General features: G+C 62.6%; 15 protein-coding genes. 12 read left to right on the forward strand and 3 right to left on the reverse strand.

Going from position 1 to position 16,704, the window contains the following annotated elements; genetic code table 11:
* Positions 1-68: 68 nt before the first annotated feature.
* Entirely contained in the window at positions 69-1,304 is a 1,236-nt protein-coding gene (locus tag ACFQ2F_RS02795; RefSeq protein WP_379085375.1) for a glycerate kinase type-2 family protein, read from the reverse strand.
* A 196-nt stretch (positions 1,305-1,500) separates the two neighbouring features.
* Here ACFQ2F_RS02795 and ACFQ2F_RS02800 point away from each other — a divergent pair, with 196 nt between their 5' ends.
* The 9 genes from ACFQ2F_RS02800 to ACFQ2F_RS02840 all read left to right on the forward strand — a co-directional run bounded on the left by ACFQ2F_RS02800 (position 1,501) and on the right by ACFQ2F_RS02840 (position 13,230).
* The gene (locus ACFQ2F_RS02800) at positions 1,501-3,207 is read left to right on the forward strand and encodes a formate--tetrahydrofolate ligase (protein WP_379085378.1); all 1,707 of its coding nucleotides are present in this window, start codon (positions 1,501-1,503) and stop codon (positions 3,205-3,207) included.
* Between the two features lie 111 nt (positions 3,208-3,318).
* Positions 3,319-4,530 carry an aminotransferase class V-fold PLP-dependent enzyme gene (locus ACFQ2F_RS02805; protein ID WP_379085380.1) on the forward strand — a complete coding sequence of 404 codons (1,212 nt, stop codon included), beginning with the start codon at positions 3,319-3,321 and terminating at the stop codon, positions 4,528-4,530.
* 106 nt (positions 4,531-4,636) lie between these two features.
* Positions 4,637-5,575, forward strand: coding sequence for a D-2-hydroxyacid dehydrogenase (locus ACFQ2F_RS02810; protein WP_379085382.1), 939 nt, complete (start codon positions 4,637-4,639; stop codon positions 5,573-5,575).
* A 49-nt stretch (positions 5,576-5,624) separates the two neighbouring features.
* On the forward strand, positions 5,625-6,485 hold the full coding sequence (locus ACFQ2F_RS02815) for an NADP-dependent methylenetetrahydromethanopterin/methylenetetrahydrofolate dehydrogenase (protein ID WP_379090578.1): 861 nt from the start codon (positions 5,625-5,627) through the stop codon (positions 6,483-6,485).
* Entirely contained in the window at positions 6,482-7,129 is a 648-nt protein-coding gene (fchA, locus tag ACFQ2F_RS02820; protein ID WP_449288916.1) for a methenyltetrahydrofolate cyclohydrolase, read from the forward strand. The genes ACFQ2F_RS02815 and fchA overlap by 4 nt, the downstream gene beginning before the upstream one ends.
* 44 nt (positions 7,130-7,173) lie before the next feature.
* Complete coding sequence (locus ACFQ2F_RS02825; protein WP_379085385.1) at positions 7,174-8,364, forward strand: malate--CoA ligase subunit beta; 1,191 nt, start codon at positions 7,174-7,176, stop codon at positions 8,362-8,364.
* Between the two features lie 14 nt (positions 8,365-8,378).
* Entirely contained in the window at positions 8,379-9,281 is a 903-nt protein-coding gene (gene sucD, locus ACFQ2F_RS02830; protein ID WP_379085387.1) for a succinate--CoA ligase subunit alpha, read from the forward strand.
* A 173-nt stretch (positions 9,282-9,454) separates the two neighbouring features.
* Positions 9,455-12,220: a phosphoenolpyruvate carboxylase gene (locus ACFQ2F_RS02835; protein ID WP_379085390.1), complete on the forward strand. Its 2,766-nt coding sequence runs from the start codon at positions 9,455-9,457 to the stop codon at positions 12,218-12,220.
* A 26-nt stretch (positions 12,221-12,246) separates the two neighbouring features.
* The gene (locus ACFQ2F_RS02840) at positions 12,247-13,230 is read left to right on the forward strand and encodes an HpcH/HpaI aldolase/citrate lyase family protein (RefSeq protein WP_379085395.1); all 984 of its coding nucleotides are present in this window, start codon (positions 12,247-12,249) and stop codon (positions 13,228-13,230) included.
* Positions 13,231-13,312: 82 nt separating this feature from the next.
* On the opposite strand, the gene ACFQ2F_RS02845 is transcribed toward ACFQ2F_RS02840, so the two are convergent.
* Positions 13,313-13,687, reverse strand: coding sequence for a hypothetical protein (locus ACFQ2F_RS02845; protein WP_379085396.1), 375 nt, complete (start codon positions 13,685-13,687; stop codon positions 13,313-13,315).
* 111 nt (positions 13,688-13,798) lie between these two features.
* On the opposite strand from ACFQ2F_RS02845, the gene ACFQ2F_RS02850 reads away from it, so the two are divergent.
* Positions 13,799-14,131 (forward strand): cupin domain-containing protein, encoded by a 333-nt coding sequence (locus ACFQ2F_RS02850; RefSeq protein WP_379085399.1) that lies wholly within the window; start codon positions 13,799-13,801, stop codon positions 14,129-14,131.
* A gap of 168 nt (positions 14,132-14,299) precedes the next feature.
* On the opposite strand, the gene ACFQ2F_RS02855 is transcribed toward ACFQ2F_RS02850, so the two are convergent.
* Complete coding sequence (locus ACFQ2F_RS02855) at positions 14,300-15,337, reverse strand: glutamine synthetase beta-grasp domain-containing protein (protein ID WP_379085402.1); 1,038 nt, start codon at positions 15,335-15,337, stop codon at positions 14,300-14,302.
* A 441-nt stretch (positions 15,338-15,778) separates the two neighbouring features.
* Here ACFQ2F_RS02855 and ACFQ2F_RS02860 point away from each other — a divergent pair, with 441 nt between their 5' ends.
* Both ACFQ2F_RS02860 and ACFQ2F_RS02865 read left to right on the forward strand, forming a co-directional pair.
* Entirely contained in the window at positions 15,779-15,964 is a 186-nt protein-coding gene (locus tag ACFQ2F_RS02860; RefSeq protein WP_379085406.1) for a DUF2735 domain-containing protein, read from the forward strand.
* Between the two features lie 175 nt (positions 15,965-16,139).
* The gene (locus tag ACFQ2F_RS02865) at positions 16,140-16,634 is read left to right on the forward strand and encodes a hypothetical protein (RefSeq protein WP_379085409.1); all 495 of its coding nucleotides are present in this window, start codon (positions 16,140-16,142) and stop codon (positions 16,632-16,634) included.
* Positions 16,635-16,704: the final 70 nt, after the last annotated feature.

Here is a 16,704-nt window from a genome sequence, read left to right on the forward strand (position 1 = left end):
GCGAAGACTAGCGGTTGGGCCTCAATCTTCAACTGTGAAGTTGCTGCTTCGACCGCGTCTTCTTGTACTTACGGCTTGTCGACCAGAATCGCCCGGAAGTCGTTCACATTGGTGCGGGTCGGGCCGGTCACGACAAGGTCGCCGATGGCGGAGAAGAAGTTGTAGCCGTTGTTGTCGGCCAGATAATCCTTGGCGCTCACACCCTTCTCGGCGGCGCGCTCCAGACTGTCGGGGGTGAGGATGGCGCCGGCATTGTCTTCGGTGCCGTCGATGCCGTCGGTGTCGGCGGCAAGGGCATAGATTCCCTCATGGCCGTCGAGTGCCACAGTGAGCGCCAGCAGGAATTCCGCGTTGCGTCCGCCGCGGCCGTTGCCCTTCACGGTGACGGTGGTCTCGCCGCCGGAGATCAGCACGCACGGTGCTTTCGTGGGCTGGCCGAACTCGGCGACCTGCCGGGCGATCCCGGCATGAACCAGGGCCACGTCGGAGGCCTCGCCCTCGATGCAGTTTGACAGGATCATCGGCGTATAGCCTGCCTCTTCGGCCACCTTTGCCGCGGCCTCCAGGGAATCCTGGGGCGTCGCGATCATGATGTTCTCAACGGATGCCAGGCGCGGATCGCCGGGCTTTGGCGTCTCGTTCGCCTCGTCCTGGAGCACGGCGAGGACATTGTCCGGAATGTCGATGTCGTACTTCTTCAGGATGGCGATGGCGTCGGCGCCGCTGGACGGATCGGCGACGGTGGGGCCAGAGGCGATGATCGAAGGATCGTCGTTCGGCACGTCGGAGATCATCAGCGAGACGACCTTCGCCGGTGCCGCGGCCATGGCCAGGCGGCCGCCCTTCACGGCGGAAAGATGCTTCCGCACGGAGTTCATCTCGCCGATGGTGGCGCCCGACCGCAGCAGGGCCTTGTTGATCGCCTGCTTGTCTTCGAGGCTCACACCTTCGGCCGGCATGGCAAGCAGCGCCGAGCCGCCGCCGGAGATCAGGCAAAGCACGAGATCGTCCTCGGTCAGGCCTCCGACCATCTTCAAAATACGGGTCGCGGCCTCGCGGCCTGCGCTGTCGGGCACGGGGTGGCCGGCCTCGATCACCTCGATCTTTTCGGTCGGGAGTCCATGGGCGTACCGGGTCACGACGAGGCCTTCCAGGGGCCCGTCCCAATGGTCCTCGACGGCCTTGGCCATGGCGCCTCCGGCCTTGCCGGCGCCGATCACCACCGTCTTGCCCTTGGGCGGTTCCGGCAGATGCTCAGGCACGCAGACGGCAGGAGAGGCTGCCTCCACGGCAGCAGCAAACATCGAGTTCAGAAGCTCTTGCGGTGTCATGGATATTACTATCGAGGGTATATTCAAGGAGATAGTCCCGGCACTTAGGCGAGGTAGAAACTGCACATAGGATTGTCAGAAGGCAAGCGCTTGAATTAAGTTGCAACCCTTGATAACAGCCCCGCCTTCGAAGTGGGCAACGAATAAGGTTGAGTGGGGGAGGAAGCGTATGTCTAAAGGCTCGAACGAGCAGCACGTCAATCCGAAATCCGATATCGAGATTTCGCAAGAGGCGGATATGCGGCCGATCATCGAGGTCGCGGAAGAAAAGCTCGGCCTCACGCCGGACGATCTGCTGCCCTACGGCCACTACAAGGCCAAGGTCTCCCTCGACTACATCGAGAGCATCAAGGACAAGCCCGACGGCAAGCTGATCCTGGTCACCGCGATCACGCCGACGCCCGCCGGCGAGGGCAAGACCACGACGACGGTCGGCCTCGGCGATGCCCTTAACCACATCGGCAAGAAGGCGATGATCTGCGTGCGCGAGCCTTCGCTCGGCCCCTGCTTCGGCATGAAGGGCGGCGCGGCCGGTGGCGGCTATGCCCAGGTCGTGCCCATGGAGGACATCAACCTCCACTTCACCGGCGATTTCCATGCGATCGGCGCGGCGAACAACCTGCTCGCGGCCATGATCGATAACCACATCTACTGGGGCAACAAACTCGACATCGACTCCCGGCGCGTCACCTGGCGCCGCGGCATCGACATGAACGACCGCGCGCTCCGCAACATCGTGACCTCGCTGGGCGGGGCGGCCAACGGCTTCCCGCGTGAGGCCGGCTTCGACATCGTCGTGGCCTCCGAGGTGATGGCGATCTTCTGCCTGGCCACGGATCTGGCCGATCTGCAGCGCCGGCTCGGCAACATCCAAGTGGGCCAGACCCGCGACAAGAAGCCCGTCATGGCCAAGGAGCTGGAGGCTCCCGGCGCCATGGCCGCGCTTCTGCGCGATGCGCTGGCGCCCAACATGGTGCAGACGCTTGAGAACAATCCTGCCTTCGTTCATGGCGGCCCGTTCGCCAATATCGCCCATGGCTGCAACTCGGTGATCGCCACCAAGGCGGCGCTGAAGATGTCCGATTATGTGGTGACGGAGGCCGGTTTCGGCGCCGATCTCGGCGCGGAGAAGTTCCTCGACATCAAGTGCCGCAAGGCTGGGCTTTCGCCCGACTGCATCGTGGTGGTCGCGACGATCCGTGCGCTCAAGATGCATGGCGGCGTCGCCAAGGACGATCTGAAGGCGGAGAATGTCGAGGCGGTCGAGAAGGGCTTCTCCAACCTCAAGAAGCACGTCGAGAACATGCGCAAATACGGCGTGCCGGTGCTCGTGTCCGTGAACCGGTTCTCCGGCGACACGGAAGCGGAGATGGCCAAGCTGCAGGAGCTTTGCGACACCATCGACGTCGAGTGCGAGCTTTCCGATCACTGGGCCAATGGCGGTCCGGGCGCGGCCAATGTGGCGGAAGCGGTGGTCCGCATCTGCGACGAGGGCAAGGCCGACTTCAAGCCGCTCTATCCGGATGAGACCCCGCTCTGGGAGAAGATCCAGACCGTGGCGAAGGAAATCTACGGTGCGGACGACGTCACGGCCGACAAGAGTGTGATGAACCGCATCAAGGAGCTGGAGGACCAGGGCTTCGGGCACTTCCCGATCTGCGTGGCCAAGACCCAGTACAGCTTCTCCACCAATCCGGATGCCAAGGGCGCGCCGACGGGATTCACTATCCCAGTGCGCGAGATCAGGCTGTCGGCGGGCGCGGAGTTCATCGTGGTGATCTGCGGTGACATCATGACCATGCCCGGCCTGCCGCGGGTTCCGGCGGCCAACAACATCAAGCTCGACGAGCAGGGTCACATCACCGGCCTCTTCTAGAGGCCGGGTTGGAACTCAAGGGGTTGCCAGTTTCGGCGCCCGACGCTACCACGCTTGCCCTTCAGCGTGGCTGCAAGCTATAGGTACGCCGAAATTTCGTCGGAGGAGGCAATGCCCGAAGGATTCCGGCCGGGACGCAATTTCCTGTTCGTCCCAGGCCCTACAAACTTGCCGGAGAGCGTCCTGCGGGCCATGCATGTGCCCAGCGAGGATCACCGCTCGCCGCGGTTCCCGGAGCTGACCAAGCCTCTGTTCGAGGATCTGAAGAAGATCTTCAAGAGCAAGGACGGCCAAGCGTTCATTTTCCCGTCCAGCGGTACCGGCGCTTGGGAAGCGGCCATCACCAATACCCTGTCGCCGGGCGACAAGGTGCTGGCGCCGCGCTTCGGCCAGTTCAGCCACCTCTGGATTCAGCTTGCCCGCCGTCACGGCCTGGATGTGATCGTTCAGGAAGAGGAGTGGGGCACGGGCGCCGATCCGGAGAAGATCGAGGCCGCGCTCTCCGAAGACAAGGCCCACGAGATCAAGGCGGTCCTGATCGTCCATAACGAGACGGCGACCGGCGTGACCTCCGACGTGGCTGCGGTTCGCAAGGCGATCGATGCCGCCTCCCACCCGGCGATGCTGTTCGTCGACGGCGTGAGCTCGATCGGCTCGATCGATTTCCGCATGGACGAGTGGGGCGTCGACATGGCTATCACCGGCTCTCAGAAGGGTCTGATGCTGCCGGCGGGTCTCGGCATTCTGTGCGCGAGCCAGAAGGCGCTTTCCATGCGCGATAGCGCGAAATGCGCCCGTGGCTATTTCGAGCTCGGCGACTACATCGCCGCCAACGAGAACGGCTATTTCCCGTATACGCCGGCGGTGGCGCTGCTGCACGGGCTGCGGGCGTCGCTCGACCGTCTGTTCGCCGAGGGGCTGGACAATGTCTTCGCCCGGCACCATCGCCTGGCCGGCGCGGTTCGCGCGGCGGTCGATGCGTGGGGCCTGGAACTCTGTGCCAAAGAGCCGAAATGGCACTCCGACACGGTCTCGGCGATCATGGTGCCGGAAGGCGTCAACGGCGGCGACGTCATCAAGATCGCCTTCGAGCGCTACAATCTTTCGCTCGGCGCCGGCCTGTCCGAGGTGGCGGGCAAGCTTTTCCGTATCGGTCATCTGGGCGATTTGAATGAGCTCATGGTGTTGAGCGGCGTCACGGGCGCCGAGATGGCGATGGCGGATGCCGGCATCGACGTCACGCTGGGCAAGGGCGTGGCGGCGGCGCAGGAGCACCTGCGCAAACCGCACGATCAGCAGCAAAGCAGGATCGCGGCGGAATAATCGACTTTATGTTTAGGATGGCCGGTTCCGGGCGAAGCGCGAAAATGCGTCACCGGGACCGATTAGGAGCAACACGCGTAAGCGAGTAACCCGGGGGGTATCCAAGGTGGCACACAAGATCGTCTTCCTCGATCGCGAGACTCTCGACGCCAACGTTCGGGCGCCGAACTTCGAGCACGAGTACGAAGAATATGACGTGACCACGGTCGATCAGATCGTGGATCGCCTGAAGGGCGCCGACATCGCCATCATCAATAAGGTGCCGATGCGCGAGGAGACCCTGAAGCAGCTTCCGGATCTGAAGCTGATCGCGGTCGCCGCGACCGGCACCGACGTGATCGACAAGGATTACTGCAAGGCGAACGGCATCACGATCGTCAACATCCGGAACTACGCCTACAACACGGTGCCGGAGCATGTGATCGCGCTGATGTTCGCGCTGCGCCGGAGCCTGGTTCCCTATGTGCTGTCGGTGCGCGACGGCGACTGGAACAAGGCGCGCCAGTTCTGCTATTTCGACTATCCCATCTACGACATCGCCGGTTCGACTCTGGGCATCGTCGGCTTCGGCGCCCTGGGCCAGTCCATCGCCAAGCGCGCCGAGGCCCTGGGCATGAAGGTGCTCGCCTACGATGTGGCGCCGAAGGACGGCCTGGTCGATCTGGAGACCATCTATAAAGAGGCCGACGTCATCACGCTGCACGCTCCGCTGACTCCGGACACCCGGAACATGATCGGCGAGAAAGAGCTTAAGATGATGAAATCGAACGCGATCCTGATCAACACGGCGCGCGGCGGCCTGGTGGACGAAGAAGCGCTGGTTCAGGCGCTGAAGGATGGCGAGATCGGCGGTGCCGGCTTCGACGTGGTGACCAAGGAGCCGCCGAAAGAGGGCAATGTCCTGATCGACGCGAACCTGCCGAACCTGATCGTGACGCCCCACGTGGCGTGGGCGAGCCAGGAGGCGATGCAGGTCCTGGCGGATCAGCTGGTCGACAATATCGAGGCATTCGTCGCCGGCAATCCACAGAACGTCGTCGAGTAGAAGAGGCCTATAAGAGGCGATAGGCCGACAACGCGTATTCAGGAAGGGTATTATGGATAAGTTGCTGTTTATGTTCGACACGGACCCGCATCCCAGCGTGTTCGATACCGTGGTGGCCTATGACGGCGGCGCCGACCGTGTGGCCGGTTATGCGGATGTGACGCCCGACAATGTGGGCGCACTGGTCGACGGGACGATCTACACCCGCGGCGGCGACGAGAAGAAGAATACCGCGATCTTCATCGGCGGCGGCTCCATGGCAAAGGGCGAGGAGCTGCTGGAATGCGTGAAGAAGCGCTTCTTCGCCAATTTCCGCGTCTCTGTGATGCTGGATTCCAACGGCTCCAACACGACGGCCGCAGCCGGTGTGGCGCTGCTGGCCAAGACCGGCGACCTGAAGGGCAAGAAGGCCGTGGTGCTTGCGGGCACCGGTCCGGTCGGCATGCGTGCCGGCGCCATGCTCGCCAGCGAGGGCTGCGAGGTGGTGCTGACGTCGCGCAAGCAGGACCGCGCCGATGCGGCCGCTAAGCAGATCTCTGAGCGTTTCGACGTGAAATGCTCCGGCTTCGAGGCGTCCAATCCGGATCAGTTCGCCGAGGCCGTGAAGGACGCCAATATCGTGTTCGCCGCCGGCGGCATCGGTATCGAGCTCCTGAAGGAAGACGCCTGGAAGGACAATCCGAATATCGAGCTGATCGCCGACTGCAACGCGCAGCCGCCGCTCGGTGTCGAGGGGCTCGAGGCGACCGACAAGGGCAAAGAGCGCCACGGCAAGACCGTGTTCGGCGCGCTCGGCATCGGCGGGCTTAAGCTCAAACTTCACCGTGCGCTGATCGGCAAGCTCTTCGAGTCGCAGGACAACGTCTTCGACGCCGAAGAGATCTACGCTGCCGCAAAAGAGATGGCGTGAGGTCCGGCGTGAAAGGCGAGATCAAAGACAGCTCGATCGAGACGTTCCTGGAGGAGCTGGCGTCCCACGCGGCCACTCCGGGCGGCGGCAGCGCTGCGGCCATCATGGGCGCCATGGGCGCGGCCCTGATCAGCATGGTCTGCAACCTCACCATCGGTAAGAAGAAGTATGCCGAGGTGGAGGACGAGATGAAGGCCGTGCTGGAGAAGTCGGAATCCTTGCGGGTTGCGCTGACCGGCATGATCGCAGACGATGTGATGGCATTCGATCAGGTGATGGGAGCCTATGGAATGCCCAAGGAGACGGACGAAGAGAAGGAAGCGCGGAGCGAGGCTCTCCAGGCGGCACTCAAGACCGCCACGGATGTTCCGCTGCGTTGCTGCAAGGTCTCGCGCGAGGTCATCGACCTCGCTCAGCTTGTCTCCGACAAAGGTAATCTCAACGTGATCAGCGATGCTGGCGTCGCTGTTCTCGCAGGCAATGCGGCGCTGCGCAGTGCAGCGTTGAACGTCTTGACCAACGCGAAGATGATAAAGGATAAGGACTTCGCTCAGGCCAAGCTCAAGGAATTGGAAGAGCTTCTTTCCGGTGCAGAGGCAGCGACGGAGGGAGCTTATGGAGTCGTCGAGGGTAAGCTAAGCTAGGCTCACTCGAAGGGCTCGCCGACCAGTCAAGGGAGGACGACAAGGTGGACGTACACGAGTATCAGGCGAAGGAACTGCTGTCGCAGTTCGGGGTGGTTGTTCCGAAAGGCGCCGTGGCCTTCAGTCCCGACCAGGCGGTCTATGCGGCCACCGAGCTTGGCGGTTCGTTCTGGGCGGTAAAGGCTCAGGTTCATGCGGGTGCGCGCGGCAAGGCCGGCGGCATCAAGCTTTGCAAGACCTACCACGAGGTCCGCGACGCGGCCGCCGATCTTCTGGGCAAGAACCTGGTGACCAACCAGACCGGTCCCGAGGGCAAGCCCGTGCAGCGCGTCTATGTGGAGCTGGCCGAGCCCTTCGAACAGGAATTCTATCTCGGCTTCGTGCTCGACCGTAAGGCGGAGCGCATCCGGGTGATCGCCTCCAAGGAAGGCGGCATGGAGATCGAGGAGATCGCCGACGAGAATCCGGACGCGATCATCCAGGTCATCGTCGAGCCGGCCGTGGGTCTCCAGTCCTTCCAGGCCCGCGAGATCGCCTTCGATCTCGGCCTCAACATCAAGCAGGTGCAGCGCGCCACCCAGCTCATCATGAACGCCTATCGCGCTTTCCGCGATTGCGACGCCATGATGCTGGAGATCAACCCGCTTGTCGTGACCAAGGACGACCGCGTTGTAGCGCTCGACGCCAAAATGTCGTTCGACGATAACGCGCTGTTCCGCCGTTCCAACGTGGCAGACATGCACGATCCGTCTCAGGAGGATCCGCGCGAGGCGAAGGCCCAGGAGCACAATCTCAACTATATCGGTCTCGACGGCGAGATCGGCTGCATCGTGAACGGTGCGGGCCTCGCCATGGCGACCATGGACATGATCAAGCATGCCGGCGGCAACCCGGCCAACTTTCTGGACGTGGGCGGTGGCGCCTCGCCGGAGCGTATCGCGACCGCGCTGAAGCTGGTGCTGTCGGACGAGAACGTGAAGGCGATCCTGGTGAACATCTTCGCCGGCATCAATCGCTGCGACTGGGTCGCCAAGGGCGTGGTCCAGGCCTGCGAAACCGTCGACATCAAGGTGCCGCTGGTGGTTCGCCTGGCCGGCACCAATGTCGAAGAGGGACAGAAGATCCTGGCCGACAGCGGTCTCGATCTGATCACCGCCGATACCCTGGCGGAAGCAGCACAAAAAGCGGTCGAAGCTTGCGGCGCCAGCCCCGAGCTCGAAGCGGCATCGGCGTAACGGGAGGCAGCGTCATGAGTATTCTTATCGATGAGAAGACGCCGATCGTCGTGCAAGGCATGACCGGCGACAAGGGCAGCTTCCACACCAAGGAAATGCTGGATTACGGCAGCAACATCGTTGCCGGCGTGACCCCCGGCAAGGGCGGCACGGAGCATCACGGTGTGCCGGTGTTCAACACCATGAAGGAAGCCGTGCGGGAGACCGGGGCGACGACCTCGATCACCTTCGTGGCGCCGGCGTTCTGCGCCGATGCGATCATGGAAGCGGCCGATGCGGGCATCCGGCTGATCTGCTCGATCACCGACGGCATCCCGGCTCAGGACATGATGCGGGTGAAGCGCTATCTCTACCGCTACCCGAAAGAGAAGCGGCCGATGATGGTCGGCCCGAACTGTGCCGGCATCATTTCGCCCGGCAAGTGCATGCTCGGCATCATGCCCGGCCACATCTATCTCAAGGGCTCCATCGGCGTGATCTCGCGCTCCGGCACCCTGGGTTATGAGGCGGCGGCGCAGCTGAAAGAGCATGGGCTCGGCATCTCCACCTCCGTCGGCATCGGCGGCGATCCGATCAACGGCTCGTCCTTCCTGGATCACCTCCAGCTGTTCGAGGACGACCCGGAGACGGAAGCCGTTCTGATGATCGGCGAGATCGGCGGTCCGCAGGAAGCGGAAGCCTCGGAGTGGATCCAGAAGAACATGAAGAAGCCCGTCGTCGGCTTCGTCGCAGGTCTCACGGCGCCGAAGGGCCGCCGCATGGGTCATGCGGGCGCGATCATCTCGAAAGAGGGCGATAGCGCAGCCGAGAAGGCGGAGATCATGAAGGCCTGCGGTCTGACCGTTGCGCCGAATCCGAGCGAGTTCGGCTCGACCATGGCGAAGGTTCTCCAAAACGGAGGCCGTCAGGTCGCGTAAGGCATTACGGCCGGCCGGGCATCGGTGAAACCGATGCTTGGCCGGCGGTGTTTTCCAAGACCGGAAGGGGCTAGCTCAGGGACGATCCAGAGACGTGGGCACGACTGCCTGCATGGGTGAGCTATTTCCGGGGATCTGAAACGATCGTTGCAGTCGGGAGGCTCACCAGTTCCATGGACCGGGATCTGAACCAGACGTCACGCTCCGCCGAGCCGGCGGGCAAGCTACCGATCATTTCCGGGACGTCTGCGCAAGAGGCGGCGGACATCCTCTTCAAGCTGCTGCTCGACGTCACGCGGCAGCATCAGCCCGAAATCGAATCCGTTCTCAGGGGCGGGTCGAACTTCTCCGAGCTCAGCCCGGAGCTGATGTCGCGTGCCCTGCAGGCGCAAGGAATCTGGTTCCAGCTCCTGTCCATCGCCGAACAGAACGCGGCCATGCGCAGCCGCCGTCATATCGAAAAGACGCGCGGTCGCGACGAGCTGAAGGGCACCTTTGCCAGTGTGCTGTCGGAGGCCGCGCGGGACGGGATCGATGCGTCGGAGATCCAGCACCTCCTGAAGAACCTGCGCATCCGGCCCGTGATCACCGCCCATCCCACCGAAGCGAAGCGCGTCACAGTGCTGGAGAAGCTCCGCAAGGTCTATCTGTTGCTGCGCGAGCTGGAGCTGACCCGTTGGACGGAGCGGGAGCGGCGGCGCCATCTGGATGCGCTGCGCGATCAGGTCGAACTGATCTGGATGACCGGCGAGCTGCATCTGGAGAAGCCGACGGTCGACAAGGAAGTTTCCTGGGGCCTGCACTTCTTCGACGAGACGATCTTCGACCGTGCGCCGGAGATGCTGCATGAGTTCTGCGAGGTGCTGGAGCAGTACTACCCGCACCAGGATTTCGAGATCCCGCCGTTCTTCCAGTTCGGCTCGTGGATCGGCGGCGACCGGGACGGCAATCCCTTCGTCACCTCGGACGTGACCCGCGTCACGCTGAAGGAGAATGCCCTGGCCAGCATGCGCTACTATCGCGGCCGGCTGAACGATCTGGTGCGGATGCTGTCCATCAGCAAGCGCGTCAGCCCGATCTCGGACAAGTTTGCCAAGGCGCTGGAAGCGGAGCTCGCGGCCAGCGGACGCGAAGCGCAGATCGAAGCGCGCAATCCCGGCGAGGCGTACCGCCAGTATCTGACCTGCGCCTTGCGGAAGCTGGAAGCCACGATCGCCCGCACGGAGCACAATAAGCAGCCGGACGGGCCTTACTATACCAATGCGGATGAGCTGATCGCCGATCTGAGGACCCTGGAGACGGCGCTGATCGATGCCAACTCCGCCTCGATCGCCGTGGACATGGTGCGCCCCGTGCGCCGGGCGGTCGAGATCTTCCGCTTCTCGACGGTGCGGCTCGATCTCCGCGAGAACTCCACGCGGACCACGGGTGCGCTGCAGTCCCTTTGGAAGGTGATCGAGGGCAAGGACGGCGGGGAGCCGCCTGCGCCGGATTCCGACGAGTGGAAGAAATGGCTGGTCACCGAGCTCGGCCGACCCAAGCACTCTGAGCGCGACCTGGATGCGCTGTCCGAAGATGCGGCCGAGACGCTCTCCACGCTGCGGCTCGTGGCCGAGATGCGCGAAGGCCTCGACCGCGAGGCGTTCGGCGGCTTCATCCTCTCCATGACGACATCCGTGGCCGATATCCTGGGCGTCTATCTCCTCGCTAAGGAAGCCGGCGTGTTCCTGGATGCCCAGGGCACGGAGATCTGCCCGCTGCCAATCGTACCGCTGTTCGAGACGATCGAGGATTTGCGTGCGGCGCCGGCCATCATGAAGGAGCTGCTCGACGTGCCGGTGGTGCGCCGGAGCACGCGCTGGCAGGGCGGCGTGCAGGAAGTGATGATTGGCTATTCCGACTCCAACAAGGATGGCGGCTTCGTCGCCTCCAACTGGGAGCTTTCCAAGGCTCAGTCGCGCCTGACCAAGCTTTCCGACGACGCGGGCATTCCGATCGCGTTCTTCCACGGGCGCGGCGGCTCGGTCTCCCGTGGCGGTGCGCCGACGGGGCGGGCGATTGCGGCTCAGCCGGCAGGCTCCATCCGCGGCCGTTTCCGGATTACGGAGCAGGGCGAGGTGGTCTCCTTTAAATACGCCAATAAGGGCACGGCGCTCTATCAGATGGAGCTGCTTGGTGCTTCCGTCTTCGCGCACGCGCTGAAGTCGGAGCGGGAAGAGGCGCTGGTGCCGCGGGCGGAGTTCGAAGACGCCATGGAGGCGCTCTCCGGGGCCTCCCGGGCCGCCTACAGCAAGTTCCTGACCCACCCGGATCTGGTGACCTATTTCCAGGCGGCGAGCCCGCTGGAGGAGATCTCGCTACTCAATATCGGCTCGCGTCCGTCGCGCCGCTTCGGCGCCAAGTCGCTGAGCGATCTGCGGGCGATCCCGTGGGTGTTCGCCTGGTCGCAGAACCGCCACGCCATCACCGGCTGGTACGGTGTCGGCAGCGGTATCAAGAGCTTCCTGGAGGTGCGGGGCGATAGCGGCGAAAAGCTGCTGCGCCGCATGTTCTCAGATTCCCGTCTGTTCCGGCTGGTGATGGACGAGGTTGAGAAGATGCTCCTGATCGTCGATCTCTCCGTGGGCCGCAGCTATGCGAGCCTGGTTTCGGACGAGAAGGCGCGGGATGCCATCTTCTCCATGATCGAACGGGAATACCGCCTGACCACCGAAATGGTCCTGCGGATCAGCGGCGACGACCAAATCGCCGAACGTTTTCCTGATTTCAGCCGGTCCCTGAAAGGCCGCTTGCCGACCATCAACGAGGTCAACCGCGAGCAGGTCGAACTGCTGAGGCGCTTCCGAAGCGCCGAAACTGAGAGCGAGCGGGAGGAATATAAAGTCCCGCTGCTCATGTCGATCAACTGTATTGCCGCTGGTCTGGGAGCCACCGGTTAGGTTCAAAACGGAAAGGAAAAGTACGCATGAGTTTCACGATCATCGAGCAGGCGAGGCCCCGCCTTCACCGCTCCGAGCTGGCCGTGCCGGGCTCCAATACGAGCTTGTTCGAAAAGGCGGCCAAGTCCGCTGCCGACGTCATCTTCCTCGACGTTGAGGATGCCGTTGCGCCGGACGACAAGGAGCAAGCCCGGAAGAACATCATCGAGGCCCTGAACGACATCGACTGGGGCGACAAGACCATGATGATCCGCATCAATGGTCTCGATACGCATTACGCGTATCGCGACGTCATCGATGTGATCGAGAAGGCACCGCGCCTCGACATGGTGCTGATCCCCAAGGTCGGCGTTCCGTCGGATGTCTATGCCATCGACATGCTGATCACCCAGGTGGAGCAGGCGATCGGCCGCGAGGAGAACCCGGTCGGCATCGAGGTGCTGATCGAGACCGCGCTCGGCATGGCGAACGTGGAAGCCATCGCTCAGTCCAGCAAGCGTCTGGAGGCCATGTCCTTCGGCGTTGCCGACTACGCCGCTTCGACCCGCGCGCGCACCGTCGGCATCGGCGGCCCGCACCCGGATTACGGCGTGCTGACCGACAAGAAGGAAGGCGAGGACGATTCCCAGCGCGAGTACTACTGGGGCGACCCGTGGCACTTCGCTCTGTCGCGCATGATGATCGCCTGCCGCGCTTACGGTCTTCGTCCGATCGACGGTCCGTTCGGCGACTATTCCGATCCGGAAGGCTTCAAGTCGGCGGCGCGCCGCGCGGCCGTGCTCGGACTGGAAGGCAAGTGGGCCATTCATCCGTCGCAGATCGACCTCGCCAACGAGGTGTTTAGCCCGTCGGATGAAGAGGTCAACAAGGCCCAGCGCATCCTCGACGCCATGGAAGAGGCCCGTAAGGCCGGCCGCGGCGCCGTCTCGCTGGACGGCCGCCTGATCGACATCGCGTCGATCCGTCAGGCCCAGGCCCTCATGGACAAGGCCAACGCGATCAAGAAGTAAGGTCTTCTCTCACTTGAGAGACGCGAAAGGGCGGGCCCGCGGGTCCGCCCTTTTTTGTTGGCTCAGGCCGGCTCGTCTTAGCCTAGCCTTGTTGGAATCTGAGGCCACAGTTCTTCTGCACCGAGACCTGCTGAATTGTCTGAAATTCACCCTTGAGGCGCGCAAGCTCGGCCGTTTGAGCATCGTCGCCATTCACAAGGAACGCCGCAGGCCAGAAGACGATGACCGCCGCCGTTGTGGTGACCGTGTCTCGAGTGCGTTTTTTGTTCTGCACTCCGGACAGTTCAGCGGCACGCTGCGATACACGCTCCGCTTCGGCTGCCAATTGCTGGCAGTTGTAAGGCTGGTAGGTCAGAGGCGAGACGTAGGCCGCTGGAACGTCCTCCGCCTTCTTGGCGCAACTGCCTACCAGGAAACCAATCAGCGCGAGCACGACCAGCGCGGTACGCGAAACCATAACTACCCCCAAAACGCGATACATAAGTGCGACGCACACCTTGCAAATTGCATTCTGCGGAGTCACGCCCTTTTAGTTGTCAGATTCTAGTTTTTGGAGAGCGTGATGAAAATGCCCGCTGCTGAGGCCGGTTCTCTACAGACTGACCTTCCAAAGGGGCTGCAGAGCCAAGAGCTCTTCGACGTTCTGGTCGAAAAGGGCGATGTGCGGGTCGAGCGGATCGTCTCCACCGGCCAGGCGACGCCGGAGGACGATTGGTACGACCAGGAGACGGACGAGTTCGTGCTGCTGGTCTCAGGCGCTGCGGCGCTGGAGATCGAAGGGGAGGCGGATGAACGCGAGCTCGGCCCCGGCGACTGGGTCATGCTGCCGGCCCATTGCCGCCACCGGGTGGCCTGGACCCAGAGCGAGCCGCCCACCGTCTGGCTCGCCGTGCATTTCTAGGAAGCAGCTGAGCGTAGGCCGATCCTTCGAGGCTCGACGCGTGACGCATCGAGCGTTTCCGGATGATGGTCTCTTTGCACGCACATTGCCGAGAGGCCAAGCCGCAAAAGAAATGGGGGGCCGCGCCGGGCCCCCCAGATCTGTCCCTCGAATTTTGAGGCGTGAGGCTTACGCCGCAGCAGTCTCCGCGCCCGAGGCCTCGACTTCCGAAATGGTCTTCAGGATCTGAGAAGCGATGGCGTAGGGGTCGCCCTGGGAGTTCGGGCGGCGATCCTCGAGATAGCCCTTGTAGTCGTTCTTCACGAAGGAGTGGGGCACGCGGATCGAAGCGCCGCGATCGGCCACGCCATAGGAGAACTTGTTCCATGGCGCCGTCTCGTGCTTGCCGGTCAGGCGCATGTGGTTGTCCGGACCGTAGACGGCGATGTGGTCTTCCAGGTTCTTCTCGAACTGGGCCATCAGCGCCTCGAAATACTCCTTGCCGCCGACTTCACGCAGATAGGCAGTGGAGAAGTTGGCGTGCATGCCGGAGCCGTTCCAGTCGGTGTCGCCCAGCGGCTTGCAGTGGTATTCGATGTCGATGCCGTATTTCTCGGTCAGCCGCTCCAGCAGGTAGCGGGCCATCCACATTTCGTCGGCGGCCTTCTTGGAGCCCTTGCCGAAGATCTGGAATTCCCACTGGCCCTTGGCCACCTCGGCGTTGATGCCTTCGTGGTTGATGCCGGCCTTCAGGCAGAGATTGAGGTGCTCCTCGACAATCTCGCGGGCGACGGAACCGACGCTCGAATAGCCGACGCCGGTGTAATACTTGCCTTGCGGCTCCGGATAGCCATCAGCCGGGAAGCCGAGCGGGCGGCCGTCCTTATAGAAGAAGTACTCCTGCTCGAAGCCGAACCAGGCGTCGTCGTCATCCAGGATGGTGGCGCGCTTGTTGGACGGGTGCGGAGTGCCATCGGGCAGCATCACTTCGCACATGACCAGCACGCCATTTTCGCGCGCGGCATCAGGGAAGACGCGGACCGGCTTCAGGATGCAATCGGAGTTGCTGCCGTCGGCCTGCTCAGTGGAGCTGCCGTCAAAACCCCAGAGCGGAAGATCATCGAGGGACGGAAACGTCTCATATTCTTTGATCTGGGTCTTTCCACGAAGATTCGGTACCGGTTCGTAGCCATCGAGCCAAATGTACTCGAGCTTATACTTGGTCATTAGCTTATCCCTTGTCTGCTGAAAGCGCAGTGCGCCATCCCTAGCCCTAGCGGCCGCTGAGCTCAGGGCCTCGTTGACCCCCCTCCAGACGCATTAAATGTGCCAAACCGGCCGCGATTTACTGCCTCAGCCGCCCTTTGAGCCAGGTCTGGCCGGACACCGGGCGGCGCCGTTTCACATTTGTTTAATAAACAAAAGGACTTCGGGGTTTCGGACGGGGGCGCGACGCGCCAGGAGGCCGCACCGGGCAGGCGCTAAAAAAGAGTCAGTTTTGCTGTCCTACCCGAATGCCGAATGGGCAGGCAGAATAAAGTACGCTGAAATATTGGGCGAATGGCCATTTTCTTATGCAAAAGGATGAGGCGACTCCTATATACGGGAACTTACCCCTGTGTCGGCGGAGTTGTTTGCTGGCGGGAGTATTGAAGAAAGGAAATAGCTATGAATGCTTTTAGGGAGAGCGCTGAGATAATTCAGTTCCCTGCTGGCGGACGTGCTGGCTTCGAGCGGCGCGAACGTCGAGCGGCTGTGGAGCAGGGTTACACTGCTCACGTCGAGATGGCGTCGGGTGGCGCCTGGTATCACGAAGAAGCGATCCGGGAAGCCAACCGTGCCAACAACAGCTGACGTAGACCGATGTTGCCGCGAAAGCGGCTGCAAATCGTGAAGAGGGTCGTGCTTCGATAAAAGCCCGGCCCTCTTTTTTTGTCTGGAGTTCGCACCTCTCTCCTCTGCAACTGTCGAATCGACATCGCAAGGCAGTCGCCATAAGGTTTTTCCGTTCTTGGCTGTGGGGGGTCTCGTGAAACGTTTATTCTTCTCTTTCGTCGTTCTCGGTCTGGCTTGGGCCTATGCGATGCCGGCCAACGCCGAGTCCTGCCAGGCGGAGGTGGATGCCATCGTCAAGAGCACCACCACGGATCTGTTGCGCCAGGCGATCGCAGACAAGCCGGAGCTCGCCGAGCTCGAGGAAAAAGAGCTGGTCTTGCGGAGTGGGCAGACTTTGCTCACGGCACCGCGCGGAGACATCAAGGCTTACGGGTGGATGATGCTGCTTTGGTATGGCGGTCCCGAGGGGCGCAATATCGTGGTGGAGTCCGGCCCCACGCTGGAGACCGAGGAGGCTCGGGCGCATCTCTATTATGTGATGGCGCTTTGGCAGCTGCGCGCCGACGACCCTGAGACCGCCGCCAAGGGGCGGGATCTGCTGTCCCAGGTGCGCGATACGGGCAAGGTGACCTTCGCGCCCGACGAGATGTGGACGCTGTTCCTCGAAGAGTGCTCCCTGCCGGAGTAGCGCAATACGATTGCGTGCCGCAAAAGCCCGACATACCGGCGAACGCCGGTATCCAATCGTAGACTCTTTC

It is taken from the genome of Methyloligella solikamskensis, from assembly GCF_042676065.1.
In the GTDB taxonomy this organism is placed as follows: domain Bacteria; phylum Pseudomonadota; class Alphaproteobacteria; order Rhizobiales; family Methyloligellaceae; genus Methyloligella; species Methyloligella solikamskensis.